This is a genomic window from Paraburkholderia sp. DHOC27 (genome assembly GCF_003429005.1).
Taxonomy (GTDB): Bacteria; Pseudomonadota; Gammaproteobacteria; order Burkholderiales; family Burkholderiaceae; genus Paraburkholderia.
Genome location: NZ_QVQV01000001.1, coordinates 1847299 through 1873592, shown reverse-complemented (window position 1 = coordinate 1873592; position 26294 = coordinate 1847299). Strand labels below are relative to the sequence as shown.

General features: G+C 59.3%; 25 protein-coding genes. 10 read left to right on the top strand and 15 right to left on the bottom strand.

All coding sequences use genetic code 11. From position 1 onward, the window contains the following. Positions 1–23: 23 nt before the first annotated feature. From D0B32_RS08200 to D0B32_RS08175, 6 genes are all read right to left on the bottom strand, one after another. Positions 24–1355 carry a D-tagatose-bisphosphate aldolase, class II, non-catalytic subunit gene (locus D0B32_RS08200; protein WP_117333345.1) on the bottom strand — a complete coding sequence of 444 codons (1332 nt, stop codon included), beginning with the start codon at positions 1353–1355 and terminating at the stop codon, positions 24–26. 3 nt (positions 1356–1358) lie between these two features. Continuing rightward, positions 1359–2447: an ABC transporter ATP-binding protein gene (locus tag D0B32_RS08195; protein WP_117333344.1), complete on the bottom strand. Its 1089-nt coding sequence runs from the start codon at positions 2445–2447 to the stop codon at positions 1359–1361. Positions 2448–2518: 71 nt separating this feature from the next. After that, positions 2519–3469, bottom strand: coding sequence for an SIS domain-containing protein (locus D0B32_RS08190; protein WP_117333343.1), 951 nt, complete (start codon positions 3467–3469; stop codon positions 2519–2521). A gap of 27 nt (positions 3470–3496) precedes the next feature. Beyond that, positions 3497–4363, bottom strand: a complete 867-nt coding sequence (locus D0B32_RS08185) for a carbohydrate ABC transporter permease (protein WP_117333342.1) — start codon at positions 4361–4363, stop codon at positions 3497–3499. Next, positions 4363–5292, bottom strand: coding sequence for a carbohydrate ABC transporter permease (locus D0B32_RS08180; protein ID WP_117333341.1), 930 nt, complete (start codon positions 5290–5292; stop codon positions 4363–4365). The genes D0B32_RS08185 and D0B32_RS08180 overlap by 1 nt, the downstream gene beginning before the upstream one ends. Before the next feature lie 23 nt (positions 5293–5315). Then, positions 5316–6581 carry an ABC transporter substrate-binding protein gene (locus D0B32_RS08175; protein ID WP_117333340.1) on the bottom strand — a complete coding sequence of 422 codons (1266 nt, stop codon included), beginning with the start codon at positions 6579–6581 and terminating at the stop codon, positions 5316–5318. A 575-nt stretch (positions 6582–7156) separates the two neighbouring features. On the opposite strand from D0B32_RS08175, the gene D0B32_RS08170 reads away from it, so the two are divergent. After that, positions 7157–8233 carry a porin gene (locus tag D0B32_RS08170; protein ID WP_117333520.1) on the top strand — a complete coding sequence of 359 codons (1077 nt, stop codon included), beginning with the start codon at positions 7157–7159 and terminating at the stop codon, positions 8231–8233. Positions 8234–8585: 352 nt separating this feature from the next. On the opposite strand, the gene D0B32_RS08165 is transcribed toward D0B32_RS08170, so the two are convergent. The 3 genes from D0B32_RS08165 to D0B32_RS08155 form a co-directional block, all read right to left on the bottom strand. Continuing rightward, positions 8586–9053, bottom strand: a complete 468-nt coding sequence (locus D0B32_RS08165; protein ID WP_117333339.1) for a hypothetical protein — start codon at positions 9051–9053, stop codon at positions 8586–8588. 421 nt (positions 9054–9474) lie between these two features. Beyond that, the gene (locus tag D0B32_RS08160; protein WP_117333519.1) at positions 9475–10371 is read right to left on the bottom strand and encodes an alpha/beta hydrolase; all 897 of its coding nucleotides are present in this window, start codon (positions 10369–10371) and stop codon (positions 9475–9477) included. Between the two features lie 14 nt (positions 10372–10385). Beyond that, a complete protein-coding gene (locus tag D0B32_RS08155; RefSeq protein ID WP_117333338.1) occupies positions 10386–11207 on the bottom strand; it encodes an enoyl-CoA hydratase/isomerase family protein in 822 nt (273 codons plus the stop codon). Between the two features lie 156 nt (positions 11208–11363). On the opposite strand from D0B32_RS08155, the gene D0B32_RS08150 reads away from it, so the two are divergent. Beyond that, positions 11364–12260, top strand: a complete 897-nt coding sequence (locus D0B32_RS08150) for a LysR family transcriptional regulator (protein ID WP_117333337.1) — start codon at positions 11364–11366, stop codon at positions 12258–12260. Positions 12261–12727: 467 nt separating this feature from the next. On the opposite strand, the gene D0B32_RS08145 is transcribed toward D0B32_RS08150, so the two are convergent. Further along, a complete protein-coding gene (locus D0B32_RS08145; RefSeq protein ID WP_147329505.1) occupies positions 12728–13189 on the bottom strand; it encodes a hypothetical protein in 462 nt (153 codons plus the stop codon). A 311-nt stretch (positions 13190–13500) separates the two neighbouring features. Here D0B32_RS08145 and D0B32_RS08140 point away from each other — a divergent pair, with 311 nt between their 5' ends. Next, positions 13501–13701, top strand: a complete 201-nt coding sequence (locus D0B32_RS08140; protein WP_404935526.1) for a hypothetical protein — start codon at positions 13501–13503, stop codon at positions 13699–13701. A gap of 403 nt (positions 13702–14104) precedes the next feature. Here D0B32_RS08140 and D0B32_RS08135 read toward each other — a convergent pair whose 3' ends face one another. The 4 genes from D0B32_RS08135 to D0B32_RS08120 form a co-directional block, all read right to left on the bottom strand. Continuing rightward, positions 14105–15115, bottom strand: a complete 1011-nt coding sequence (locus D0B32_RS08135) for a hypothetical protein (RefSeq protein WP_259294914.1) — start codon at positions 15113–15115, stop codon at positions 14105–14107. Positions 15116–15534: 419 nt separating this feature from the next. Further along, entirely contained in the window at positions 15535–16542 is a 1008-nt protein-coding gene (locus D0B32_RS08130) for an SIR2 family protein (protein WP_117333335.1), read from the bottom strand. A 441-nt stretch (positions 16543–16983) separates the two neighbouring features. Then, a complete protein-coding gene (locus tag D0B32_RS08125; protein ID WP_147329504.1) occupies positions 16984–17343 on the bottom strand; it encodes a carboxypeptidase-like regulatory domain-containing protein in 360 nt (119 codons plus the stop codon). A 272-nt stretch (positions 17344–17615) separates the two neighbouring features. Beyond that, positions 17616–18533 (bottom strand): LysR family transcriptional regulator, encoded by a 918-nt coding sequence (locus D0B32_RS08120; RefSeq protein WP_147329503.1) that lies wholly within the window; start codon positions 18531–18533, stop codon positions 17616–17618. 863 nt (positions 18534–19396) lie between these two features. Here D0B32_RS08120 and D0B32_RS08115 point away from each other — a divergent pair. The 7 genes from D0B32_RS08115 to D0B32_RS08085 all read left to right on the top strand — a co-directional run bounded on the left by D0B32_RS08115 (position 19397) and on the right by D0B32_RS08085 (position 25124). Beyond that, complete coding sequence (locus D0B32_RS08115) at positions 19397–19729, top strand: DUF2282 domain-containing protein (RefSeq protein ID WP_117333332.1); 333 nt, start codon at positions 19397–19399, stop codon at positions 19727–19729. A gap of 76 nt (positions 19730–19805) precedes the next feature. After that, entirely contained in the window at positions 19806–20729 is a 924-nt protein-coding gene (locus tag D0B32_RS08110) for a DUF692 domain-containing protein (protein ID WP_117333331.1), read from the top strand. 52 nt (positions 20730–20781) lie between these two features. Next, positions 20782–21759 (top strand): hypothetical protein, encoded by a 978-nt coding sequence (locus tag D0B32_RS08105; protein ID WP_117333330.1) that lies wholly within the window; start codon positions 20782–20784, stop codon positions 21757–21759. A 7-nt stretch (positions 21760–21766) separates the two neighbouring features. After that, positions 21767–22636, top strand: a complete 870-nt coding sequence (locus D0B32_RS08100; RefSeq protein ID WP_259294913.1) for a DUF2063 domain-containing protein — start codon at positions 21767–21769, stop codon at positions 22634–22636. After that, positions 22633–23133 carry a DoxX family protein gene (locus D0B32_RS08095; protein WP_117333328.1) on the top strand — a complete coding sequence of 167 codons (501 nt, stop codon included), beginning with the start codon at positions 22633–22635 and terminating at the stop codon, positions 23131–23133. The genes D0B32_RS08100 and D0B32_RS08095 overlap by 4 nt, the downstream gene beginning before the upstream one ends. Positions 23134–23178: 45 nt before the next feature. Further along, the gene (locus D0B32_RS08090; protein ID WP_117333327.1) at positions 23179–23598 is read left to right on the top strand and encodes a DUF3331 domain-containing protein; all 420 of its coding nucleotides are present in this window, start codon (positions 23179–23181) and stop codon (positions 23596–23598) included. 125 nt (positions 23599–23723) lie between these two features. Continuing rightward, positions 23724–25124 carry an NAD(P)/FAD-dependent oxidoreductase gene (locus D0B32_RS08085; RefSeq protein ID WP_117333326.1) on the top strand — a complete coding sequence of 467 codons (1401 nt, stop codon included), beginning with the start codon at positions 23724–23726 and terminating at the stop codon, positions 25122–25124. Between the two features lie 90 nt (positions 25125–25214). Here D0B32_RS08085 and D0B32_RS08080 read toward each other — a convergent pair whose 3' ends face one another. Then, positions 25215–26186 carry an AraC family transcriptional regulator gene (locus D0B32_RS08080; RefSeq protein WP_117333325.1) on the bottom strand — a complete coding sequence of 324 codons (972 nt, stop codon included), beginning with the start codon at positions 26184–26186 and terminating at the stop codon, positions 25215–25217. Positions 26187–26294: the final 108 nt, after the last annotated feature.

Sequence of the window (26294 nt, the reverse complement as noted above, 5' to 3'; positions counted from 1 at the left end):
ACGCCTTAGCATACTCAGTCGCATCAATCGCAAGCTGCAAACCGCGAATTCTCCCCACTTTTCGACTGCGGTGCGCTCTGTGAGCTAATTACTGCCTCGTGGTACACATCGAATACCCGGCTGACGGCATGCTCCAGCAGATCTTCAGGGGTCGGCAGGACCGCGCCCGACCGGACACCTGGATAGAGCGGCGCCAGGTACTGACTAATCAATGTCTCGGGGATCGTCAAGCCATTGAGACGTTCCAGCAACCGGTTCACCGCCGCTTGCGCTTCCGGAAATGCCCAATAGTACCGGATGCGATCGCTGTAACTGAAGTGTCGCTGGACGCGAATTTCATCTTCTGTGCCGTGGTAGTACTTCTCCCAATACTCCGGGCGCGCCATCATCAGGCGCTCCATCGCGGCACTCAACGTTTCCTGCTCCGGGACGGGAGCCAAAACCTGGGCAATGGCGTCTAGCCCGTAAAGCGCTTCGCGGTAGGCAAACGTAAGACCGGGGCCCACTTTCAGGAATGCGAATCCGTCTCGAACCAGCGCGGCCAATGCGCTGGCTGGCTGGTAGTCCGTTGAGTGCGCCTCGAAGACAAAGGCGTTCCCCTTTGAAAGCAGATTGCTGAGTTCGCGTGCGCGTTCCGGGCGATAAACAATCACATTCTGGTGGCCAAACTCAACGCCAGGCTGGACGACCAGACCGATCACCCTGTCGAAAGCCGTAGAGAGTCCTGCTTGCTCAAACGCTGCACGGTGAACCTCGATGGTCCGTTGCGCAGCCGATGGCCGCGTCACCTCGAGATGATCGATGACTTCGAGCGCCCCGCCCGGCACCGGAACTTCCGTGCCGATCACGTACAGGGGAGGATGCTCGCGAGGAGCGGCCGCTTCTGCGGATCGAACCAGCCGCACTGCGCGCTCCGCAACCAGCTCGTCTGAGAGCATCTCAGGTTCACCGGCACAACCCATGCTGGCGTCGATGTGCAATTTTCTGAAGCCCGCGCTGGCATAGCCGGCGATCATGAGTTCGGCGCGTCTCATCGCTTCATCTGCTGCGAGGTTCTTCCACGGCGCGGGTCCCAGATGATCGCCGCCCAGGATCAGGTGTCCGGTGTTGAAACCAACTTTTGCCGCGATGCGCTCGACAAATTGCCGGAAGTCAGCCGGTGTCATTCCCGTATAGCCGCCTTCCTGATTCACCTGATTACAGGTTGCCTCGATCAGTACGTCAACGCCATGCCTGAGTCCGTGGCGAAGCGCCGCCTCGATAACGACGGGATGAGCCGTGCAGATGGAGAAAAAACCCAGGCGCGCAATGTCGTTGGATCGTCTCGTCAAGGACTGAACCACAGTGCTCGTCATATCCTACATCCTCATGGTTGAATCGAAGCGTCGACCGGTTTCCAGATCGAACAGGTGAATGTCGTTGGCCGCGACGGTCAATGGAATTGACCCGCCATGCGTGATTCGTCGTCGTCCGCCAAGAACCAGCGTGGCGCGGTGTCGACCGATCGTCCCGTGCAGATGCGACTCTGCTCCGGTGGCTTCAATGGCAGACACGTTGATGTTCAAGGCGCTGTTCTCCTGCGCGACATCAAAGTGTTCGGGTCTCACGCCGCAAACAACTTTTGTATCGGACTGGATCGGTACATTTCGTCCGAGCTGGATGGAGACGCCGCCACCAATGTCGACGGAGGTCTGTCCGTGCCGTTGCACGATCGACCCTTCCAGAAGGTTCATTGCCGGCGAACCGATGAATCTTGCAACGTACAGATTCGCCGGACGATCGTACAGATCGAGCGGAGCGCCCACCTGTTCAATATGACCGTGATTCAAAAGCACGATTCGATCAGCCATCGTCATCGCCTCGATCTGGTCGTGCGTGACATAGATCGACGTTGTTCCGAGGCGCTGCTGCAGGGACTTGACCTCCTGTCGCATTTGCACCCGTAGCTGGGCGTCCAGATTCGACAAAGGTTCATCGAACAAAAATACTTGCGGATTGCGCACGATCGCGCGCCCCATCGCCACCCGCTGACGCTGGCCGCCCGACAGTTGCTTGGGCAAGCGGTTCAGATAGGGCGTTAGCCCCAGAATCTCCGCGGCGTCGCCAATGGCCTTTTTGATTTCGTCCTTTGCTATTCCGCGAATCTGCAGGCTGAATCCCATGTTGTCCGCTACGCTCAAATGAGGATAGAGCGCGTAGTTCTGGAATACCATGGCGATGTCTCGATCTTTTGCCGGAAGATCGTTGATCAGTCGTCCGCCGATAAAAATCTTGCCATCCGTTATGCTTTCCAGGCCCGCGATCATGCGTAGCAGTGTCGATTTACCGCTGCCGGACGCGCCAACAAGTGCCACGAATTCGCCATCCCGAATCGAAACGTTGGCGTTTTCGATAACCAGTTGGCTTCCATAACTCTTTTTAACATGGGTGATCTCGACATTTGTCACGAGACACCTCCTCCTAAGATTGAACGATAACGGTCAGGATGCCTACCCAAAATACCTAAAAAGGCAGCCTGTTATAGCGTGACGACCTTGTTCAGATGACGCGGTGCGGTGGTGTCGAGACCGCGCAACTCTGCGACGCGCTCACCCAGAATTTGCAGGGACGGCAGAACCACGATGGAGCGGCTCTCGACCGAACCCGGAACCTCGATTTCTATGTCGCCGGGTCCACCGAATCCCACCACCAGGGCGCCCTTCTCGGACAACTCTGCCGCCAGCTTTGCCTCCTCCGCGCGAGTGTCGGGACTGTAGAGAAGAATGGCCGCTGTCTTGTGATCCACAAGGCTTACCGGCCCATGCCGGTACTCCATGGTGTGATAGGTGTGCGCGTAGCTCAGACTCATCTCTTGCAGCTTGATGCTTCCTTCACCCGCAATGCCGTACATCGGGCCCGCGCCCAGATAGACGAAGTGGGACCGGCCCGCGAGCATTCCACCAAGCGCCTTGTCGAATTTCTTCATGGTCGCTGTGGCGTCTTCCACGACGCCGGCATCGAGGGGCACACCCGCCAGACGCAAGCCCATGAGCAACATCAGGCTGGCGGAGGACGTCATCACGATCCCTTCGCTGGAATGTGTCCTGGCAAAGACCACCGTATCCGCATGACGGGTCACGCTGCTATTTGCTTCGCACGTGATCGCAGTCGTCCTGAGGCCAGCGGCCTGGCTGACTTCGAGGGCCTGCACAGTCTCAGTGGACTCACCGCTTCGTGACAGCGCAATTACGTGAACATTCGCATCACTCGCCATATAGGCACGACGCCGCCGCGCCCACTCTCCGCCGGGCACGGCAATCGCGTTCAACCCGCGCAGACAGAATGAGGCCGCAATACTTTGAGCGAGGTGATAGGAGGTACCGCAGCCCACAATAACGAATCTGCTATCGGTTTTTTCGAGGGACGGCGTAGCGATCGCTGCAGGCCAGAACTGAAACTGCTCCTGGATAACACGTTCGGTCGTATTCATTTGATGGTTCCTTTTTGCAAACAGTAGCTACTTGCCTGATCCGGCCATGAGGCCTTGAACAAGGTAGCGATTCAGAAAAAGTACAACGATGATGGGCGGAATAATCGCGAGAATGCCAGCGGCGTTCATGAGTCCGTAGTCGACGTAGTTGCGACTGACAAATTCCGGAATGAGAACCGTGAGTGGTTTGGTCGCCAGGGTCGGCGAAAAAACCAGCGGAATCATGAACTGGCCCCAGGCGCTCAGGAACGTAAGAATGGCGCTGGCGATCAAGCCGGGCGCTGCCAGCGGGAGAACGATCTTGACGAGGGTATAGGTGCGACCCGCCCCATCCATCCAGGCCGCTTCCTCCAGTGACAGCGGCAGCGATTGATACACGCTTCGCATAAGCCAGAGGGAAAGTGGCAAGAACGCAGAGACATAAATCATCGTCACGCCGAAGTAGGTGTCGATAAGCTTCAACGACACCATGAGCCTGTAAAGCGGGATCATCACCGTGTAGGCCGGAATAGCCAGAGACGCGACAACGAGTATGAAAATGACGTTTCGCCCTGGAAACTTGAGGCGAACAAATGCGTAAGCACCCACCGCAGCCAGCGCAACGGTGACAAGCGTCGCAAGAAAAGACGTCAGCAGACTGTTGACAAGTGCCCGGCTGAACTGCGGCCACACCGATTGCACTGCGCTTCCCTGAAACGAACTGGTTGCGCCGAGCAGTTGCCGATAGTGCTCGAACGTGACGTGCGGAGGAAAGAAATGCGGCGACGCCGATACCAGGTCTGTCGGGGCGCTAAGGCTGGTGACAAGCGCCCAGTACACCGGGCCGAGCGACCATATCAGCAGGATGGCCGCGCAAATCAGCAAGCCGAGACGGGAGAGAAGCGAGCGGCGCATCAGTCGTACCTCGTTTCGCGATAGACGCGCAAGACATAGACAAGCGAAATCACCAGAGACGCAATCATGACGAGAACCGAGAGCGCCATTCCGTATGAAAACCGGAGATCCTGGAAGGCAGACATGTACACCTGAACCAGCACCGGACGAGTGTCGAGACTTGATCCATTGAGAATCCACGCTTCGTCGAACAGATTGAATGCAAAGACTGTCGATTGACTCAGCGCAATAGCCAGTCCGCCTGAAATCAGCGGCAACGTCACTTTCGTGAACGAGCGAAATGGTCCGGCGCCGTCGAGGCGAGCGGCTTGATAGAGTTCCGCGGGAATGCTCTGCAACGCCGCCAGCAGGATGACGGCGGTCAGCGGCAACATCCGCCAGACGTGAACCAGCGCGACAAGAAACAATGCCGTCGTGCGGTCGTTAAACCACACGTGGTACGAGCCGATAAGTCCAGTGGACTGCAAGATGCCGTTTAGAAGGCCGTAGCTTGGGTTGTAAATCCACATCCACACGATCGCGTTGACGACCGGTGGCAACGCCCACGGCAGAACGACCGCGGCCAGCAGCCAACGACGACCCCACGTGATCTTGTTGAGAAGCAGTGCCGCCGCCAGACCTCCGGCTGTTTCCAGGACCACGGCAAAGACAACGTATGCCATGGTGTTGAGCCACGCATGCAGCACGTTTGCGTCGCTCATCAGATTCCGGTAATTACCCAGTCCAATGAACGGCGTTCCGGGCCGCATGGGATCGACCCGGTGCAAGCTGTCCCACAGCGTGACCAGAACGGGGCCAAAAACGAGCAGTCCCATGACGACGACGATGGGCGCCACGAAGGCAAGACCCAACCATCGGTCACTGTTGAAGGCCCGGCGGGTCTCGGCCTCGACGGGCCTGGTTTCGGTGGTTGCTACTTCGGCAGTCATGACTCTGTTCCTCAGCGATCGACTCACTGCGCTTGAGCTTCGGCCGCCTGAGCAGCAATTTGCTTGATGGCGGCATCCACGCTTAACTGCCCCTTCGCGGCCTGATTGATCGCGGTGGAAACGGCGCTGCTGAACTGCGGATACCAGGCCGGCGTACCCTGTTTGAAGAGCGGTTCGACGACGGCCGCCTCGGCAAGCAGCGCCTTTCCGCTGGCAAGCTTGCCACTGTCATCGAGCGACTTCAGCACGCTGGTGCGGGTCGGCAAATTCCCAAGGGCCGTGTAGCTCTCCATCTGGTTTTCGGGCGCCACGAACCAGCGGACAAATGCTTCGGCCGCTTCCTTATGCGTAGATGCTGCGGGAATGCCGACGGCCTCAGGCAAGCCAAACGTCCGGGTCTTTCCGGACAAGGTAGGCATAAGGGCGCCTTCGGCTGCGCTCGCCACCTTCGACTTCGACGGATCGGTGTACACGGAGAGATTTCCAGCCCAGCCCGCAACGTCAAAGCTCGCCTGGCCGTTCTTGAAGAGTTCCTGAACTTCGACATCCTTCAAGCCGGTCGAAGCGGGGTCGATGAGCCCCGCTTTGAGTGCGTTGATTTCCCATGCGAGGGCTTTGTAGCCAGCAGAGTCAGGGGACGTGAAGAGTGGCTTCAGGTTGTTGTCGAACAGGTCTCCGCCGAACGCCTTGGTCAGCAGATACCACGCTGTAGCCGTCCCTTCCGTAGCGGACAGCGGCAGCGCAATGGGGAACTTGACGACACCCTTTTCTTTGATGGCCCTGGCGTCAGCGAGCAATTCGTCCAGCGTCTTCGGCGGCTGGGCAATGCCGGCCGCGCTCAGATGCTGGCGATTGAAGATGAGAAGACGAAAGTCATTGTTATACGGAACGCCGATGAGTTTTTTGTTGTACGTGAAGATTGCAGTTGCCGGCAAGTCCTTCGCTGTTGCGGCATCAACGGTGGCATTCAACGGCGCGTACCAATCCGACGAACCAAACTGACCCACCCACGACCAGTCGACTTCCGTGACGTCGGCAGGCGGACTGCCCGCAATCGACGCGGTAATGATTTTGGTGCGGATCTCGTCCCAACCCAGCGTCTGCAAGCTCAACTTGATGCCGGTCTGTTTCGTAAAGCGATCCGTCATGTCTTTCGGCAAAGTCGCCCACGGCGGGAGCAAAACGGTAATCGTCTGACCCGCCAGCGGCGCCGCCGCCTGAGCGCCGACAGGCAAAGCGGCGCAAAGCACGGTAGCCGCGACGGCCGCCACAAGCATCTTTCGTTTCATCTTGCTGTCTCCCGAACCGGTTGGTGATTGGATGGGAGGAAACGATACCGTCTAAAAAAATCAAAATCAATCATTATTTTGATGATATCTGAAACGTACCGTTTGCGACGCGGTCGTCAGGTGTGAACGGGCTGCCAACACGCTTCGATACCGCCGCCCCATCGTCAGGGCCGAATGGCTGGAGCGCCCGACCTGGCAGTCAGGAGCGAGATAGATTCGTGTAATCAATGGCACGCGCGCACGTCAGTCTGCGGGTTCGCGATGGCAAGAATTTTTCTCGCCCATCGCACGCCAGCGAACCGGAAAGGTGCCGTTCCGATGCCAGTCAGACATCTCTCGCGCAGAAAGCCGAGTGAAATAATCTAAACACATCACATTTTTGATTGATTTAGATTTTTTTGGCTGATACTGTGATGCCCGCTGATCCTGCTCCACGTGAGAGCGGGATCGAAGCGCTACCCAGCGAACCTGGCAACCACTCCGGCGACGGCGCCCGCCCGCGTCCCTCGCGTTCCGCTGGCGAGATCGACTCAATGCATTGCCGTCACCGACGCGCATAATTTAGGAGAACTATGATGAAGAAGGTCTTGTTGGGACTGTCATTGCTAGCATTGAGTGCGGGAGCGCATGCTCAAAGCAGTGTCACGTTATATGGAACGCTGGATGCGGGCGTCGAGTACGTTTCGGGGATCCCAAAGGTGAATGGCAATGGGAGCACATCGCGCGTGCGGGTAGAGAGTGGCAACTGGGGAACCAGCGTGTTCGGCTTGAAGGGAACGGAGGATCTCGGCGGCGGAACTTCCGCGGTGTTCCAGCTTGAAGCGCAACTCGACCCGACCTCGGGAGCCGTGGGCGACGGAACCAGCTTTTTTAACCGTTGGGCAACGGTAGGTCTATCGAACGATTCGTTTGGGACGTTTTTGCTAGGACGTGAGCTGGCAATTTCCAACGGCCTTTGGGACTTCGATCCACTTGGACAGGGGAACTGGTCTTCCGCATCTCTGGTGCGTGGTCGCAATTGGCTGCAATCGAGCAACAACGTTTCATATCAATCGGCGAAGTACCTCGGCTTCGACGCTTATGGTCAGTACTCTCTTTCCAACGCGACGAACTGGAATGGCAACGGGTCTACGGCGCAAGGACGCCTTGCCGGTTTGCAGCTAACCTATAGCTCGACGCTCTTCCAGGTTCGGGGGATTTACGACGAACGTCGAGATCCCGCGAACGGCAAGCTCGACGATGTGTTTCAATACTCTCGTGAATACTTTGCTGGACTAAACGTATTTCTCGGGCAGTTCAAGCTTCAGGCCGCATATCAGACCTCGCACGCAACGGATGTGACGGCCGGTGCTCCGTCAGTCACACAGCAAGAATGGGCCGGCGTAACGTGGCAGGCAACCGCAAACGCCTCCCTGATCGCCGCGGCGTATCACGTCAACGCCGACAACGGGGCAGGTAACGCCACGCTCTATGCAATCGGCGGCTCATACAATCTGTCAAAGCGGACACTGATCGATTTCCAGGTGGCAACGGTCCAGAACAGCAAGACGGGGACATACAGCCTCGAGGCTAACCTGCCAGGGAACGCCGATAACCCACTGGCCGGCCATAGTCAGTCAGGTGTGTATGCGGGGATACTCCACAACTTTTGAACGTCTGGACAAAAGTATCGAGGAGCGAAACGCGATATTCACAGGCCGCAGCGCTCACGTGGCGACGGCCTCGAGACGTTGGGGCCGATTCGCACTGAGCTTGCTTTAAAACGGTCATTGGCAATGACCGACACGCTGACGGCCAAAGGCACGCTCAACGCAACAGCAAGCCATGACGCGGGCGCAGCATCAATGGCGTTGCTTCTCGAAGCGCACGCGCGAGGACTCGCCGCGCACGCCCAGAGCCCGGTTGCCCGTGAGCGAGTTCGCGCATTTTAGTGCGTGGCGTGAGTAGCACTGTGACGCGGCATAACGCTCGGTGGATGGTTCCATGGATCCTCAGTTGCGCTCTTTATTTCGCCGCGCCAACGAGAGCGAAGGCGTCGTATTTTGGGTCAATCGGTGTGTGAGGCATATGCGTGAGCGCCTCTTCGACGAGCGGCTCGCACGCGCCATAGTCAGAGCCAATGCTGTCGCTGTGGGCCTGCGGGAAATTTACAGCCAGCACCTTGCCTCCCCATCGGTCTACCGTCGCCGTCATGGTGCATTTGCCCGCCCCGCCCACCTTCACGTCGAGGAGGATCAGCGTCATATCGAGCGCCGCATCCGAATTCGAGAAATTCCATTGCGCGGTCATCCGATCGGTCGGCCCTCCCGTACTGACAACTTTCATGGTTTTATCCGGAATGCCGACCGACTGCACCAGATCTTCAATGTTCGCGCCGACGAGCTTATTTCCCTGCGTGTCTCGCGCTTCATGGGTCTTATAGGCCGCACAACCCGTAAGAAGTGTGAAAAGAAAAGCAAAGGCGATTGTCATTGTCCGCACGCTGATTCCTCCGGTTTGGCATATTGAGTGCAACACGCAGTGAGTGGAGAGGATTGCCGGCGGGCTCCGCGAGTAATTACGTCTGCCTCCGCATTTAAGCCATGTAACGGTTTCTCAAAAGAGACCGACTTTGATGCATGCAAACTTACGCTTTCTTTCTCGCACATCGAATCCCGTCGCCTGCCCTCTCACTGACTGACGACTCGATGCCGTGGAAGTTCACGAGAATAGTCATCGCAACGCGTGGGTTCGCTGACACGTTGGGGTACTCGCGCGCGTCGCGCTTCGATGGTAAGTGCTCGTACTCGCAGAACCCGCCCCCGATGACGCCATGCGCGTCGGGGAGCGTTGCCGCACGCTGATCGCGGATGACGTTGCTCTGGGGAACACTCGAAACGTCAACCCCTCGGTGTCAAAGATGTGCTTTGAACCAGTCGAGCGCCGCGCGCGATGCAGTTTCAAACTCGCCAAGGTACGGGTCGAAATGGCCGCCCTTGATCATCACCAGCCGCTTCGGTTCCAATGCGCGTTCATAGGCTTTAAGCGCGAGATCCGTAGCCGCGGTGTGATCGTGCTCGGCCACCACCATCAGCAGTGGAGTCGGCGACACCCGCTCGATGTACTCCCCCGGCGAGTACATGCGGGCCCATCGGGTGGAGCGTAGCGTCACGCGGTTTTCCCAGACGCCGTCGGGCACCGGTTGCAGATAAAAGCTCACGACATCTGCCGCGCTGTAGGTGGAAGGACGGCTCGCGTCCTCGCTCACAATCTGCTGCATGGCCGGTGCTTCACCGTGCAATTGAGCGCGATCGTCGGCAGCGAAACGCGCTTCCAGCGCTGCGACTGCTTCAGGCGTGACGCGACGAAGACCCGCTGCGTGACCGTCGATCGTCGGCACCTGCGACACAATTGCCTTGAGTCGTCTTTCGGTTGCACCCAGCACGATCGCATGGCCCCCTGCGAAGCTTGTTCCCCAGAGTCCAATGCGTGATTCATCTACTTCGGGCCGATCCTGAAGCCACGAGATCGCGCGCCGCCAGTCGGTGATCTGTTGCCACGGGTTAATGTCCTGACGCGGCTCGCCGCCGCTATCGCCGAATCCGCGATGGTCGTGCAGCAGCACGACAAACCCCGCCTTGGCGAAAATCTCGGCTATCGGCTCGATGCCGTGATAACGGGTGCCGCCGTAGCCGTGAGCCATCGTGATGGCAGGAAGCCGCGTGCCCCGCTGTTCCGGAACGAACAGCCATGCAGCCAGCTCGACGCCACCCTCGACCGGGAAGCGAATTTCTTCTTTGGTAAATGTCATGATGTCCTCTTGGTTCATTCGTCAGTGAGTTCGCCCAACAGCCGGGCAAGATCGATTTCCGCGTCGCGGGTCTGAAAGCCGGCGTTTATCGCGGCCTGGATGCGTTTCTGTACAGCGGGTTCGCGGACGCCTTCGCCAAACAGATCCGAGTCGCGGCGAAAGTCCTCGACCGGTGCGAGCGCAATCGAATTGACGCGGCGTTTGACCGCTACGTGGCCCGCGCCGGGGAACCGGCCAATCCGATGCGCAAGTGAACTGACGAACGCGTCCAGTAGTTCTGCGGGTAAAGCGCGATTGATCCAGCCATAGCGTTCAGCCAGCTCTGCGGGATAGTCGTCGGCGCTCAACATCACTTCGAGTGCGCGCGACCGACCCATGAGACGCACGAGGTGCTGGGCGCCCCCTCCGCCGGGGACCACGCCGAATGCCGGCTCCATCTGCGCGAAGATCGCGGTCTCCCGCGCGGCGAAACACATGTCGCAGGCGAGGATGAATTCGCTGCCCGCGCCGCGCACCCGCCCCTCGACCTGCGCAATGCTGATCAGCCGGCTCTCGCTCAGGTAGCGGAACAGAACTGCAATGGAGGATTCGCCCGTCAATTTCGCCGCCTCGTCGCGATACGCCTTGATGCGGCCCACATCCACGTGGGGAATGAAGAAGTCCGGGTCAGCGCTCTTGAACACGATCACGCGAACCGCGTCGTCGGCCTCAGCCTCGGAAATGAATGAAACGAGATCCCGGACCAGTTCGGGACCGAGAAGATTCATCGGTGGTGCCTCGATGCTTGCGAACAGTACGGCGCCATCGCGGTGAACGGTGAGCGTTTCGAAATCCATGGAATGCCTCGCTGAGAAGGTATGAACCGAGCCGTAGACAGGGCGTTACGTTCAGGTTCGCTGGCAGTCGCGCCAGCCATGCACCAGAATTTATTCCCTTCCGTATTTGTCGAATAGACGGTAAATTTGAGAGGCATCCTTCCATGGGAGAAAGGCTTGGACCGGTTCGAGGCGATGACCATCCTGCTGGCTGCGGTTGATCACGGCAGTCTTTCTGCGGCGAGCCGCCAGCTCGGCATTCCGCTGGCCACCGTCAGTCGTCGTGTATCGGAACTCGAAGGACATCTGAAGATCCGGCTGCTTCTGCGCGGCAACCGTCGGCTCGTGCTGACGGATGCTGGCCAGTCGTATGTCGCTTCATGCCGTCGAATCATGGAAGACGTCGCGGAGGTCGAGCGCAAAGCTGCAGGCGAATATCTCGCCCCACAAGGCGAGTTGATGATTGGCATGCCGCAGGTCATGGGTCGCATTCACGGCCTGCCGGTCGTCGCGGAATTTTTGCGCGCCTATCCCGACATTCGGGTACGGGTCCAATTGACTGACCGAAACGTGAGTCTGCTCGACGAGCACGTCGACGTGGCGCTGCGAACGGGAGAACTACCCGATAGCAGCATGATTGCCGTGAAAGTCGGAGAAATCCGCCAGGTGCTCTGCGCGAGTCCTGACTACCTGGCAGACCGCAGCAGGCCAACCACACCAGCCGATCTGGCGTTGCATGACTGCGTAGGATATGAAGGTCTGACGGCAGGTACGACCTGGGAATTCAGCCATCGCGGTGTCCTGCAAACCGTCGCCGTGACATGGCGGCTCATGGTGAACTCGATTGATGGCGCTGTCGCCGCCGCAGAGCAAGGCGCTGGCATTGCCCGCGTGCTGTCGTATCAGATCGACCAGCAGGTGAAATCCGGGTCGCTCGTGACTCTGCTCGATGAGTTTGAATTGCCAAGAGCGCCCGTCAGTCTGATCTATCCGGGCCAGCGACAGGTACCGCTCAAGTTGAGGGCGTTCCTCGATTTTGCCGGCTCGCGGCTAAGAAAGCGGCTCGATGGTTGAGCAGATAAGGAAGGCACAGTGATCGAGGCTTGGGACTGGAGCCGACTGCGTTTGACACGAACGATGCTTGACTCCTCTCGGACTCAAGGTTGTCAGTCGCGACGCACCTGGGCCGGCGGCGACTGGCTGTGGAGGACCCGTTGCGGCCCCTCGACTCGGCGCGACATATTGAGAAATAGTTCACCGGGCGTCGTATCGATATGTATGAGCCGGGGTTCGCATTCACTTACGCTTTCGCTCTGTGCCCGAATAAAGCAATAGAGTCTTTGCCCCTTTGACAAATGTTCCTAACGCTTGCGCTTCCGCGGCAATCTCGCCGAGGATGCCATTTTCATAGGACGATTCCCTCAAAGATAGCTAACCTGGGATCCAATCCGAAGCTAAAAATAGTTTGTGCTACGTAGACGGAAATTGACGCCATACATTCTCCCCCGCGAGACGCAAGCGTTTGTGATTTGACCACTCTTTTATTTCAGATCTGCCAGGTCTTGAATAAACACAACCTCGTAGTCCGGCACGAAAGACAATAAGTCGCCGCCCCATGTTGCTAGCGCAAACATCGCCTCTACAACATCGTTTTTGAGCGTGGTGTACGCTTGTGAATTTAAAGGTTGGCCTTTGAGGGCTTTAGTGAAGCCTTTTTTCAAGGATGGTTCAAGAATTAAACTTTGTACGGCTAGTGCCTTTTCCTCTAGCGCGCTTTTAATCATAACGATGCGCTTTTCTTCTCGCTGCATTGCACTGAATTCGAATTCAAGCGTTGCGTCACGATAGATAAAAAAATATCTATCGTTTATGTCATAAAATTTAGTGGATTGAACCACCGTTATGCCTCTCACCGGATCAACGGCGGAAATTGTCTTCCGATCAAATTGGAATGTCATTTGTTTTCTTCGTCCCTCAGAAACAGGCAGATCTTGACGATCCACGTTTGATATTAATAAAGCTTGCGGAGATCATGGACTTGGCACCGGCATCTCTACCGGCTCGTCAGCCAAACCCACTGCTGATACATTGTCGACACGCCAGACCGTTATCGAATTTCTGCTGCGACGAAGCGGCAGCAAGTTAAATCCCCGCCGTAGCAGACACAGCATGGAGACATCATTGCCGATCATGACTACGCTGCAACACATTCGAGTACGCGAACCGCATTGTATTCGCACTATATGAACTATAAATCTTTGTAAGAACTTCGGCTCCCCAAACATCGTGACTCGCACGAAACGTGAGATATGTGATGTTTGCATACGCGAAGGCCGCGAATGTGGATGAGGACGGTCGCTTGCGGGTGAATGACAAGGAGATTGATCCTGCCGTACAAGCACGCGTTGCCCGGCTTTGGGATAAAGTAAGCAGCGAAAATATCTATGAACTCACCGCGTTTGCCAGCTACAAGACGGAATTCCTCGTCTGTTCGGATTCGAAGTCGCGGAAGTGAACTACGAGGCTGATGTGAATCTCAAAGTGCCAATTCCGCACCTAGTTCAGGTTTAAAGTCGGCTAAAACTGCACGCGCAAGGGACGTGCCTTGCGTCCGCGTTCCGATAGCGAATTTCATGGGCGCCTAATGCAAATGACGCTGATCGACCCATTTGAGCCACTTGATCACAGTTTTCGATTGCCCGCTCTCAGTCCGATTTGCGACCTTGCGACTATCGCTTCGATGTGCCGCACTTCGGTCATTTCGGATGATCGCGCTTTTCCAACGCTGTGACGAGCGACCGTCGGCTTCTGAGTGGCGCATCAGCCTCCAGTTCTTCCAGCCGTGCTCAGAGAAGATGCATATTTGACGGCCCTCTCTTCGTTGATAGGCCTACGCCATCACGCGCGCCGATGGCTTATCAGGGCACGTCGATAATTGTTGCCTTCTCCTCGTCCAGACTAAACCGTAGTAGCTCAATACCTAGGCGTTGCAGTGCCCCACTGAGATCGTCGGCGACGGCCTCATCGTGAGGAAGCACGATCACTCTCCGGCAATCATCGACCATTCCGTGGACCATTAGTTGTCCGATGGCGGAGTAGACATCTGGGCGGGTCGCTGTCGTCTTGACTTCGAAGACCTCGACTAGCCCACGCCCGACGGCGACGCCCATGTCGATCAGAACGTTCTTTACGAGCCGGGCCCGCTTAGGCATTGGGCTTGAAATTCGCCACTCGTGCAGTGCATCAACTACTTCACCGTGACGCGAAACATAGTCGATCTTGCTCGACCGCCGTCCCTTACGCCTACCCCGCGCCTCAGCGTAAAAGTCCTCCAGTTCTCGCTGTTTGCGCTGGAATTCGGGGGAATCAATCTCGCCATCCCGCACAGCCTGCTTGAAACGTGCAATCGTATTGATGTAGCGTTTGGCAGACCCGCTTGCTCCCGAGCCTTCGACCGGCATCACAAGCACGCCTTCTCGGATGCCGCCCGAAGTATCCACGACCTCAATCAGAGGTCGATTGCTCCACGCCAAGAGTGCTGACTTGCTAACGCCTTTTGTGCCGCCGCCAACGCGCCCCGAGTGCAGCAGGTAGATCTTCCCCGTGTCATTGTCACGGGCAAAGTAACCGGCGACCAGATCGTTGCGACCTTCATACGCCGTATTGATCTCGACAGAGATTTGGAGTCCCCGATCCTCGTCGAAGAGACCAAACCAGTTCAGGCGCCGAGGGTTCGGGACGGTCGAGTCATCGTGGTCCGTAGACCAAAACCAGTAACGTCCGTCGTTGAACACATTGGCGTCAAAGGTCGTCCCACCTGGATAGCCGATGTTTTTGACATCCCTTCGCGGAAAGTCACGCCGGAACGTGGCTTCCAGCTTGCGCTGTGCCTTGGCGACCTCCGTCTTCGTCTCCAACAGTGAAAACACTACTTCTCCTTCTTTCAAAAGTGCCGCCCAAGTTGCGGACACTAAACAGGTAAGAAACCGACCATTCAAGTCAGAATTAACGGCTCGAAATCGGAGAAACTTGATATAGCCGAGCGAGAAGTATCCGGAAACATATCTCTGTGATCGCGTGGGCGGCAGTTCCAACCTCATTAGCGGTCGTTTCCAGACGGATCTTGGAAGACGTTTCCTGGCCGACTACCGCCTGGGGCGGTTGGCCGCCCCATAACCACTGCAACCGGTCACCGGGTCGGGCATTCTTGGGCAGCTAAGGGTCGTCCGGATCATCCACGCCCGCTTTTTTGGGGACAGCAGTAGGGCCACAGCCGAAGTCAGATCCTCTTCGATCGTGAGACCGCTTTCAGCGACGCAGCGGCGTTCGAGGTTCGTGAAACCACAAGCTATTCCTCAACGAAGCGTTGGAGTTTCGATAGTTCGATGGGGTCTCTCCCGCCAAAAATTTCGTTGAGTGAACGACGCGATGCACCGATCAGACCGCGTTGGAACACGTCTTCAAGTGCTGTTCTCTGTTGAATTGCCGCTCCGGCGGTAGGTGCAATTCTCCGCGCCTGATCTGCGCCGTCCGGCGATACGACGAACAACTTGAGGTTGTGATTCGTGACTGCGTCGGCGATGATCGCGTTAATGTGATCGTCCCTGAAGCCGTACCCGATAACCATCAATCTTGTGTCGCCGCGGGTAAGGTATTCCGTAAGAAGGGTTTGATACCACTGCAAGACGGGCACGAGTCCAATTTCATTTGCCTTGTTACCCCCCATGATGAGCATAGGGCCGCCTTGGTCGTCTTGGGTCCAATTGGACGATCCATGCAGTTTGATATACGGTTGACAGCCGGCTTCGACCTGAAACCCGACTGCAGGCGCAGGCGTCCAGTTTCCGAACCAATGCTGCATTGGATGACGGTTCGGGTCTGGTGTTGACTGCATACCCGGAATTGTCGAGCCGTGCCAGCGACGCCGCCCCAATCGATTAGCAAGCAACGCTACGTCGTGCGTCAGGTAGTGATACTCAAGAAGCAGGTCTTGATTCAGCGTGAATATGGCGTCGAAGGCTGTGAGGAATAGGCGAATGCCTAGATTCCCATCGTTGTTCTGGTCGAAGTTCCGAAGTCCGAAAAAGCATTCGTTCATCACGTTAAACATTCCGAGCACGGCGCCGCGGAGACTCTGAAGGTCATCAGCACGTCCGGGCTCACGGCGCACCACATCCTGCAACTCAGCAAGCGCATTCTCGAATCCTCCTGCCTGCTGGCTCCGCCAAAGCAGGTCAGACAAGAAGTCGTTTGAATTCACTTCGGGGCATCCAAGCAGGTACTCGAACGCTTCGGCCGCCAACCACCCGCCCCAATTGCGGCTGAAGCCGGCGCCGAGCAGAAGCATGCATGACATAAGGCACTCCGTGCTCGTTGTTATCGCAATACATGAATGTTCAACGTATCGTATCAGGCAACGTTAAATCACCTGGCTAAACGGCATATTTCAGCTCTCGTCTACCGGTCTTCGTGCTACCCATGAGGGAGCGCGCGAGGGCCGCTCCTCATCCAGGTGCGGTCATTTGAATGTCCCCGCGACAAGGTTGAGGAATGGCTCGTACTGGCCGAAAGCCGCCACCCCGGCCAACACCGCATCTACACCGCCGCGGCGAACACCGCCCGGATGCACCGTATCGGACAACGAAAAACTGAGCGTAGTGCTGGCATCGCGCAGAAACGAACCCGCGAAAACGCGGGCGTTCGTCGACTGGCTGAGCGGGTTGTTTCAACAGCCGCCCTGGGCGAATAGCTGACTGTTTCGAACACCGAACGATCCCGGCAAAGCCCGCGTCGTCAGTCAGTGAGACGCGCGATTCGCTTCGAACACGCCGTTCGACAGGATCACACGCCGGGGCGTGCCCCCGCTTACCGAGCCGGGCAGCCACATGGGGCCGCCCTGGGGCCTGTCATCAACCGTCCAGCGGACGCTTGCTAACAGGATGTAGTTGCCATCCGGCAGATGCCCGAATCCGAAGTTACCTTGCGCGTCGCAAGTCGTGTGGCGGACTACGTCCTCTGGACCACCTGGACCGTGCGGGAAGTCGGGCTTGCTGCCGCTCACGGCAATCGTCGCGATCTCGCGGAAATACGGGCTGTCTGGCGAAAGGAAAACCGGCCGGCCGGCACACGTCACCACACCGCCGCCTCGCTTTGTCAAGAACGCTTGACCCCGGATCGTATTGGCGCCCTCTGACCGGTAACTGACGTACTGAGACGCATCGTAAGGAGTTTGAACGGCCACATGTGCAGGCGCACAGGCGCCGAGCAGACCGATTAATACGCTTTCCAGTACTAAAGCGAATGCAAGCCTCTTCATTGTTGTCCCGTCCCGGTCTTTGAGTTCGTTCTCGTTGCGTGCGCAACATAGACGCAATCATTGCCGGATTTTTTGGAACGGGTCAATGCAGTACCGCACTAGCGCCTGGTAAATCACCCAACCGTAGCCGCCCTCTCGATGGCATTGATCGACTGGAGTTCGCGTTCGTATCGACGCACGGCGAAGTGGCGGCGGATCGTCTCCGACACCTGGCGCGCCACCGGCGATATTTCAGAGCCACTCGAATACAGCTCGATGTCAGCGGCGGGCAGCTCAGGAAAACCTTCTTCCGGCCGCAGCACCCGGTGCCGTTCGTTCACCGCGCTCTCGATCACGATCGAAACGGCGCTGCCTGAGTCGACTGCTGCCAGCAGCCCTTCGTGGTTCAGGCTCGTGAAGCCGATGCGCCAGTTACGCTGGTTGGCGTTCAGGGCGGCAATCGCGGCGCGCCGGTACAGGCATCCGTCCGGAAACACGGCGAGCGGCAGCGGATCGGCACGGAAGATATCGCTGTCGCGCCTGCACACCCACATCAGGCGCTCGCGGCCCAGCGGCTGACCGTCTTGCCGGCCGGGGTATTTGGTCGCAATGACAAGGTCGGTGCCGTCGGCGTCCATCGACTCCAGCATTTTCCAGCTATGCCCACACCGAATCTCCATTTCGATGTTCGGGAACGACTGACTGACCTGGGCAAGGATAGGTGGGAGCAGACACGACGCGTACGTCTCCGAAGTGCCGAGCGTCAGTTTGCCAGCAGGGAGGGTGTCATTGAATGCGAAGAAAGCGTCCTCATGCGCGTCGATGAGCCGGCGAGCGAGCACCGCGAAGCGTTCCCCGACCGAAGTGGGGGTCACCGTCATCGTATTGCGCTCGAACAGGCGCTCGCCCAGCTGATCTTCCAGCCGTTTGATCTTCATGCTGATCGCGGACTGCGTGCGGTGCTGACGAGCGGCGGCCTGCGTGAAGCTCCGCGTCTCCCAGACCGCCATAAAAGCCCTCAACTGATCGAGGTCGAAGTCTTGCTGCCGCAAAGGGCTCTCCCGTAAGCAACGCGAATGCGCTACTCAAAAATGCCGCCGCCGCCGTCGTGGCTGTCGTGGCTGTCGTGGCTGTATAGCGCCGCAAAGCGGCGACCTGCCGAACCCGCCATCAGCCACATTAGCCCGAGTAGCCAGCGCCCCCGCGGCGCCTGGCTCAAGGTGTTGTATCCAGCCTGTCTGGCTATTCTAGCTGATTCGCATGGGCCGCCGGCCGTGGGGGCTCCTGGCGCCCGCGAAGCGTCAGATAGCGGTCAAGCCGAAATCTGCGCGCGCATGACGTCTGAACGCGCGAACGCTCCTGTGCGGCGAACACGAGAAATGGAATGCGTGACCAAACTCGCCACTGACGGCGGCGTGTCTGATGATTGTGCGAGGGCTGTGCGAGGGGCGATCCGAAAGGCGAGTTTTCCCCGTCAGACAGGAGATTCCCTCCGGCTGACGAGGAAAACTTGCCAAACATATATTTTTAATTGACGGCTCTCAGGTTCCAGCTTGCCTCGCCAGCTCGAAGCGGCGCGCCGCAGTGATGCCACGGGCATATTGGAGTTTGGAAGGTTGTTAATTCAAGCGCCAATTCAAAGTGTTGATATCACCCATCTCCACTTCGAATGAGCCGCTGCGGCTCCACTAGTCTGCGTGAAAAGGCATGTCGATCGCAATCCGGTGCCAAATGGCACAAGACCGTGCAATCCCCGGCTGACGCCATTCCGTATGCTGGCTGTGCGGCGATTCACTCTCGCCGGCTTTCCAGGGCGAGGCGGGGCTTTAACGTTTGTCCATACCCTGCGCACGAGCATGATCCCCGCCGTCTCGTCCTTATGACCGCTGCTCTCTTCCACCGTTGGAGAAATCGTATGGCCGATTACAAAATCAACACTCTCGTTGCCGGTGCTTTTGCCACCGCCCTTGCCGCCCTGTCGGCTACGCCCGCGACTGCGCAGGAGTTCACCGACGCACAAAAGAAGATCCAGGCGGAACATACGGCGCTCGTCAAATCGGGCAAGGTCGAGCCCTGCTTCGGTACCGCGCTGAAAGGACAGAACGATTGCTATGCGGGCGCGGGCACCACCTGTGCCGGCACGAGCACGGCGGACTATCAGGGCAACGCGTTCAAGCTGGTGGCCAAGGGCACCTGCACCACCATTTCCACGCCGAGCGGCCCAGGAAGCCTGTCTCCCAAGGTCTGATTCCAGTCTCTGACCGAGCGGTGGCCGGGCCGCAGCGAGCCCGGCCACCTGGCGCCATCCCCCCCAACGGCTGACCATGACACGCCCATTCGACGCACATGCTCAACACCGCTCGCCTGCGCGGGCGGGTGTCGGGCTGAAAGCCGAGCATTACCGCGCGATTCTCGAGGCGCGGCCGGAGGTCGGCTTCTTCGAAGTTCATGCCGAGAATTACATGGGCGCGGGTGGCCCACCACACCGCTATCTGTCGGCGATCCGTGCGTCGTATCCTCTGACTATTCACGGAGTGGGGCTTTCCATTGGTGCAGATCGCCCTCTCGACCAGGATCATCTCCACCGTCTGAGAGAACTGCTCGCACGCTATGAGCCGCTGCTGTTTTCCGAGCATCTTGCCTGGTCTAGTCACGACTGCGGTTTCCTCAACGACCTGCTGCCGCTCCCCTACACCGCACAGAGCCTCACGCGTGTCGTGGACCATATCGATCAGGTGCAGGAAGCCCTGGGCCGGCCCATGCTGCTGGAAAACCCGTCGACGTATCTGGCATTCGAGAACAGTACCTACGCGGAGCCCGACTTCATCGCCGCCGTCGCGCAGCGCACGGGCTGCGGGCTCCTGCTCGACATCAACAACGTCTACGTGGCGTCGATCAATCAACAGTGGGACCCCTTTGCGTATATCGACGCGTTTCCGCTCGCGGCCGTGCAACAGATCCACCTTGCCGGACACGCACAGGAGGCGGACGAAGCGGGCCGCCCTCTACTCATTGATACGCACGACCGTCCCGTTGCGGAGATCGTGTGGGACCTCTTCGCACGGACCATTGATCGCACCGGCCCCGTTCCCACGTTGATCGAATGGGACGCGCATCTACCCGACTGGGAAACGCTCGACGCGCAAGCAAAACGCGCTGACGCGATCACGCGGGCGGCCATGCAAGCGGCCATGCGGGCGGCCAAGCGAGCGGCCGGGAAACAGGCACGCGTCGAACCGCTGACCTGACCCGACGCCCTGACGTCACCCTTGCCCAACCGTTGACCGAGGTACAGACACCATGATCAAGCGGCAAGTCCTTGTGTATTACGCGTGGAGCCGGCCAGGCGAGAACGGCGCGCCACTCGATGTGATCGAAGACCGGTTTCCGGCGCTCTTCGAAAGTCGCCGGATGGGCTTCCCGAGATTCCACGAATTCTCGGACCCGCATGCGTTCGACCAGAGTGTCGGCGGATTTCTCGACCACATCATGAAGCGCAACTTCACCGCGTTCATCGAACTGGCGGCGGCGCTCACGGGTCAGCGCGTCATCGAAGTCGAGCGCGTCGCGGACGATGGCACGCTCACGCCCCTCGATGCGCATCTGCTTGGCGGCGTCGACACGCTGATCGTCATCAGTTTCGATTCGCTCAGGACGGCGCAAACGGCGGCAAGCAGCGAGATCGACGCGCTCCGTACGTTTCTGGCGCAGCGCGATAACCTGGCGTTCATTTGCCCGCACCATGACATCGGCGAAGTTGCGGAGCTGTCGGAAAGCGAGCAGTTAGCGCGGCAAATCGCCGAATTCGAGCATCACGGCGACAGGACGATTCCGCCCCGGCAACGGTTCGGCGGCTTCGCGCGCTCGCTTCTCGCGGGACTCGGCGTGCCGGTGATAAACCGCTTTGGTCTCAGACCCGCTGCCGCAGCCGACGGTTCGCCTTCGCCCATTGAGGCGGACAGATCGCTCGATCGCTCAGGACTACTGGAGAGAGTCAGCACGTTCAATCTGCATCCCCATCTGCCACAACTGGAGCGGCTCGGCGAGGCCGTCGAGAAACTGGACGTACTCGCGCGTCAGCGGATCGATCCCGGCGCGCCGCCCCACCCGTTTGCGCAAGACCACCAGACCTTCGACGCCCTCCTGCAGTCCCGGCCGGAGACGTTCGCGGGCAGTCTGCTGATTAGCGACACCACGCTCTGGAGTTCGACCGCGGGCGGTGTCGACAGTCTTCGCGAGTTGTGGGCGAATGTCGTGCAACGTCCGCACCGTACGTGAGAGCACGATGGAACATCGAATCTCCATGCAGACGTTGTCCATGCAGCCGGACAACGGTGCGCATCCCGACACGAAGTCCTGGTGCGAAAGCCAAAGATGCTTCGCCGCGGCGCTGCTCGATCCCATGATGCCCGTGCCCAGCGGCCTCGTTGGCCCGGACCGGAAGCCGAGCGAACGACGCTTCAACGTGTACCGAAACAACGTCGTCGTGGGCCTTGTCGAGGCGCTGAAGGCTGCCTTTCCCGTCGTGGCGCGCATTGTGGGCGACGCATTCTTCGCGGCAATGGCCCGCATCTACGTTGCCACCGAACCGCCTCGCTCCCCCGTCATGCTCGAATATGGCGCCACGTTCCCCGCGTTCATCGACGCGTTCGCGCCAGCGAGCAGCGTGCCCTACCTGCGCGATGTGGCCCGGCTCGAGCGCGCGTGGGTCGAGGCGTATCACGCAGCGGAAGCTTCGACCATCGACCCGGCTTCGCTTGCCGCGCTCGATTCCAACGCCCTCATTCAGGTCGGCTTCGCGCTGCATCCTTCGGTGCGTGTGGTGCGCTCTGCCTTCCCCACGGTCCGCATCTGGAGGATGAACCTGGACGGAGGCGAGGTCACGGCAACCGACCTCTCCAGCGGAGGTGAAAATGCGCTCGTCGTCCGCCCGAAAGCTGAAGTGGAGGTTCGCACCGTGCCGGATGGCGCCGCAACGTTCATCCGGGCGCTTGCGGCTGGTGCGTCGATTGGCGACGCGACCACGCTGGCACTCGCGGACGAGGCGGGATTCGACCTCGCCGCAGTACTTCGCGATCTGTTTGCGATCAAGGCAATCGTCGGGTGGCGCCTCGTGGACACCCCTGCGGCCATTCCGACCGGGAGATTCGCATGAATCAGTACACCGTACAGCCAACCAGCCGCTTCGGACTGCTGATTGTATCCGCCACGGAGAAGATCGCGGAAGTCGGCCGGGTTCTTGCGCCGCCACTGATGCGCATTGCGCTCGCGCTGCCGTTCTTTCGTTCCGGTCTGACCCGCTGGGACGGCTTCCTGTCGCTTTCGCCCGCCACGCTGTTTCTGTTCGAGAACCAGTTCAAGGTGCACCTGTTCGGCAGCGCCTATGCATTCCCCGCGCCCGATCTGATCGCGCTGCTGGTAGCCGTCGCGGAAATCGTGCTCCCGGTTCTGCTCGTGCTGGGGCTGGCTTGCCGGTTTGCTGCGCTCGCCCTGCTCGTGATGACTGGCGTGATCCAGTTAGTGTTCCCGGACGGCTGGGCGAATTTCCATCTCTATTGGGCCTCGCTCGCAGTGGGGATCATGGCAATGGGCCCCGGCGCGTTGTCGCTCGATCGACTGATCAATAGACAGTTCTATTCGCGGGTGGTTTGAACACAGCACCCGTGCCATCCACACCAGGCCCTTCCAGGCGGAAGTATGGACATCCATGAAACCGGCGGCGCGTGGAAACATACGCTCACGCTCCTGATGCAGCTATCGTCGCCGTGCGTCACCGACGGCACAACGCGCACTCGCTGCAAGCGCGCCAAACACGTCACGACGAGCAATCGAACGACGCGCCTCGATCGTAAGCGGGCGGTCCATCTGCACATTGTCGAGCGGGATTCGGCTTCGACCATAACGGTCTGCTGGCGGGACGCGACCCTGGGTTGCTATGGCGAGCAACTGTGGAAGGCCGTCACGGCACGCACCGGTGCAACCTGCGCGCTGAGCGGCTTGCGGATCCGGCGCGGCGACGCCGTGTTTCGCCCGCTGGCGCGCGGCTACATACCCGTCAACGTCGAGGCGATGATTCTTGCTTCCGCCGTGGAAGAAAAATCCCTTCAATCAGGATGACGAATCATTTAACTCAAATGTCCAAACTCACCTTCTCGCATCGAGGATCAACCATTTGAGGGCCCCAGGGGCCCATCCCGGCTCTGTTCAATCTTCTCCCCTATGGCGTTCAAGGCGTAAAGCTGATGGATCATTACGACGTGATCGTCATTGGGTGCGGCGCGAGCGGCTACAACACGGCCATTCGGGCGAGCCAGCTTGGCTTCAGCGTTGCCTGTGTCGAACGCGGCGCGAATGTTGGCGGAACAGGTATTCGCACCGGCTGCATGCCGTCCCGACTGCTGCTGCACACCTCAGAAATATACGAGCTGACCAGCAAGGGCACGAACGCTGCATTCGGCATTCACGACGCGGCCACGCTCGACCTCGCGCAGATGATGGCTTATAAAACCGCGACCGTCGAAAGGATGTCAAAGACCGTTCACCAACTGCTGCGCAAGCACGGCGTCACGCTCATCTACGGCAACGCGCAGCTCGCCGGAGCGGGAACGGTGATTGTCGGCAAGACGGGCGGCGTTACGCAAATGCTGTGCGGAACCGACATCGTGATCGCGACAGGCTCGGAACCCACCCCGCTCACTCTGGCTCCGTTCGATCACAGACTCATCCTCGACTCCGCCGATGCGTTAGCGCTTGAGCGCGTGCCACGGCATCTGGCGATTGTCGGTGCCGGCGCAGTCGGCGTAGAGGTCGGCACGATCTGGCGACGGCTCGGCGCGCGCGTCACGCTCATCGAGTCACGCGATCGTATCTGCCACTGGCTCGATCGCGACGTCAGCGCTGCCCTCGCGCGGTCGCTGATGCATCAGGGTCTGGATATCAGGCTGTCCACGGATGTCGTTGGCGTCGACCGGCACATAGCAGGGGTTGGCCTGCAACTACGAGCGAACGATTCACCCGCGCTCACGACGCTCGAGGTGGAAAGAGTCGTCGTCGCGATTGGCCGCCGGCCATCCACCGCCGGGCTGAATCTGGCGAGCGTCGGCGCGCAGCTCGAGAGCGCGGGCGCCTTGCCTCATCCGGGATCGCTCTTCGTGTGCCACGGTGTCTGGGTGGTGGGTGACGCGGCAGCGGGTCCGATGCTGATGTCCAAGGCCGAAGAAGAAGCCATTGCCTGCGCCGAGCGGATCGCCGGTCTGCCCGGATTCGTCAACGACTCGACGATTCCCTATGTCCTCTATACGAGCCCCGAAGTCGCCGTGATCGGAAAAACCGAAGCGCAGCTTCAGGCGACCGGTGCGACGTACAAGGTGGGCTACTGTCCGCTGGCCGTGAATGCGCGGGCTACCATCACCGGCACGTCGGAAGGATTCGTGAAGCTGCTCGTCGACGCGCAAACCAGCCTGATTGCGGGCGCGCATCTGGTCGGGCCGGGCGCGGCGGATCTGGTTTCCCAGGTGTCCGTCGCGATGGAAGCCTCGATGATCTGCGAAGACTTCGCCCGTGTCTGCCATCCGTATCCCGCCTGGTCAGAAGCGCTCCGTCAGGCGGCAATGGCGGCCGGCGGCTGGATGATGCACGCCTAGCGCATGAGATCGAAACGCCAGCCGTGCAAGGCGCCACCCATTCGAACCTGATGAACGCAACGGACTAGCGCGGCACGAGGCGCGGGCGGATCACTCCCCGAGTGGCCCCTTGCCGCTCGACTGCCGCGACCGCGAACCCGAGCGCCGCCGTCCCTGCTCGCGTGCGAAAACCGCCGGGGTGCATCCGACGCGGCGGTGAAAGCGCCGGGTGAAATGGCTTTGATCGACGAAGCCGACGCTCAAGGCGATTTCCGCGAGCGGCAGGTCCGTCTCGACGATCAGCGCCTGAGCACGCCGGATTCGACACTGCTCCACGAAGCTGATGGCCGTGCTGCCGGTGCTGCGTTTGAAGAGGCGCGTGAAGTGGAAACGGCTGACGTTCACCACGGACGCCAGGTCTTCGAGACTGATGGTGCGCTCGAGATTGTCTTCGATGAACTCCGTCAGGCGCGCGATTTCGAGCTTGCCGAGTGAACGCTCGTTTGGGCAGGCTACCCGTTCGAAGGCGTCGTAGCTGCGCAGCAAATGCGCGGCCAGCGCCGTGGATAGCGCATCGACGATCAACACCTGAACGGGATGCGCGTCCCTCTCCAATTCTACCAGCATGGATTGCGCGAGCCGCTCGATCACCGGATCGTGAACCTGGAACACGTTGCGGATTTCCACCTGGCCCGTGCCGCGATTCAATTGCTCCGCGGCCGAGGCGACGAGCGACACGGGCACGCGCAGTCGCGCGGACAAACCGGAATCGCCCTCCCATGACGAAGCGTAACCGGCCGGCATGATGTACGACGTGCCCGCGGTGATCACGCTCCTGTGAACGGCTCCGCCTCGCGACTGGACGAGCCGGGCGCTGCCCGAGGGGCAATAACAGATCAGGTGATGGTCGAGACCGGGGTAGCTTTCGGCGCAACCGAAATACGGACGATGCAGGTCGACCGTGATCCCTTGCCAGCCACGCGTGCGGGTGGTGGCAATGGGCTGCTGTGGGCGCGCATTCAATATCTCGTCAATCGAAAGCAGTGGCGAGCGAGCGCGTGAGTGCAGGAGATTCGCAGACATGGTGTTATCGAGGCACTCCAGACTTTCGATTTGCGGCAGCGATACTAGCGTTTGATTGTGTCACATTAATTTGGCGTTGGACAACGGTGCGCTCGTGCTGCGCCACGC

Bases quoted from the DNA above. Each gene is read 5' to 3' on its own strand.
- D0B32_RS08200 (WP_117333345.1), bottom strand. From the start codon at position 1,355: ATGACGAGCACTGTGGTTCAGTCCTTGACGAGACGATCCAACGACATT.
- D0B32_RS08190 (WP_117333343.1), bottom strand. From the start codon at position 3,469: ATGAATACGACCGAACGTGTTATCCAGGAGCAGTTTCAGTTCTGGCCT.
- D0B32_RS08185 (WP_117333342.1), bottom strand. From the start codon at position 4,363: ATGCGCCGCTCGCTTCTCTCCCGTCTCGGCTTGCTGATTTGCGCGGCC.
- D0B32_RS08180 (WP_117333341.1), bottom strand. From the start codon at position 5,292: ATGACTGCCGAAGTAGCAACCACCGAAACCAGGCCCGTCGAGGCCGAG.
- D0B32_RS08175 (WP_117333340.1), bottom strand. From the start codon at position 6,581: ATGAAACGAAAGATGCTTGTGGCGGCCGTCGCGGCTACCGTGCTTTGC.
- D0B32_RS08170 (WP_117333520.1), top strand. From the start codon at position 7,157: ATGAAGAAGGTCTTGTTGGGACTGTCATTGCTAGCATTGAGTGCGGGA.
- D0B32_RS08165 (WP_117333339.1), bottom strand. From the start codon at position 9,053: ATGACAATCGCCTTTGCTTTTCTTTTCACACTTCTTACGGGTTGTGCG.
- D0B32_RS08160 (WP_117333519.1), bottom strand. From the start codon at position 10,371: ATGACATTTACCAAAGAAGAAATTCGCTTCCCGGTCGAGGGTGGCGTC.
- D0B32_RS08155 (WP_117333338.1), bottom strand. From the start codon at position 11,207: ATGGATTTCGAAACGCTCACCGTTCACCGCGATGGCGCCGTACTGTTC.
- D0B32_RS08140 (WP_404935526.1), top strand. From the start codon at position 13,501: ATGTTTGCATACGCGAAGGCCGCGAATGTGGATGAGGACGGTCGCTTG.
- D0B32_RS08130 (WP_117333335.1), bottom strand. From the start codon at position 16,542: ATGTCATGCATGCTTCTGCTCGGCGCCGGCTTCAGCCGCAATTGGGGC.
- D0B32_RS08115 (WP_117333332.1), top strand. From the start codon at position 19,397: ATGGCCGATTACAAAATCAACACTCTCGTTGCCGGTGCTTTTGCCACC.
- D0B32_RS08110 (WP_117333331.1), top strand. From the start codon at position 19,806: ATGACACGCCCATTCGACGCACATGCTCAACACCGCTCGCCTGCGCGG.
- D0B32_RS08105 (WP_117333330.1), top strand. From the start codon at position 20,782: ATGATCAAGCGGCAAGTCCTTGTGTATTACGCGTGGAGCCGGCCAGGC.
- D0B32_RS08100 (WP_259294913.1), top strand. From the start codon at position 21,767: ATGGAACATCGAATCTCCATGCAGACGTTGTCCATGCAGCCGGACAAC.
- D0B32_RS08095 (WP_117333328.1), top strand. From the start codon at position 22,633: ATGAATCAGTACACCGTACAGCCAACCAGCCGCTTCGGACTGCTGATT.
- D0B32_RS08090 (WP_117333327.1), top strand. From the start codon at position 23,179: ATGGACATCCATGAAACCGGCGGCGCGTGGAAACATACGCTCACGCTC.
- D0B32_RS08085 (WP_117333326.1), top strand. From the start codon at position 23,724: ATGGATCATTACGACGTGATCGTCATTGGGTGCGGCGCGAGCGGCTAC.
- D0B32_RS08080 (WP_117333325.1), bottom strand. From the start codon at position 26,186: ATGTCTGCGAATCTCCTGCACTCACGCGCTCGCTCGCCACTGCTTTCG.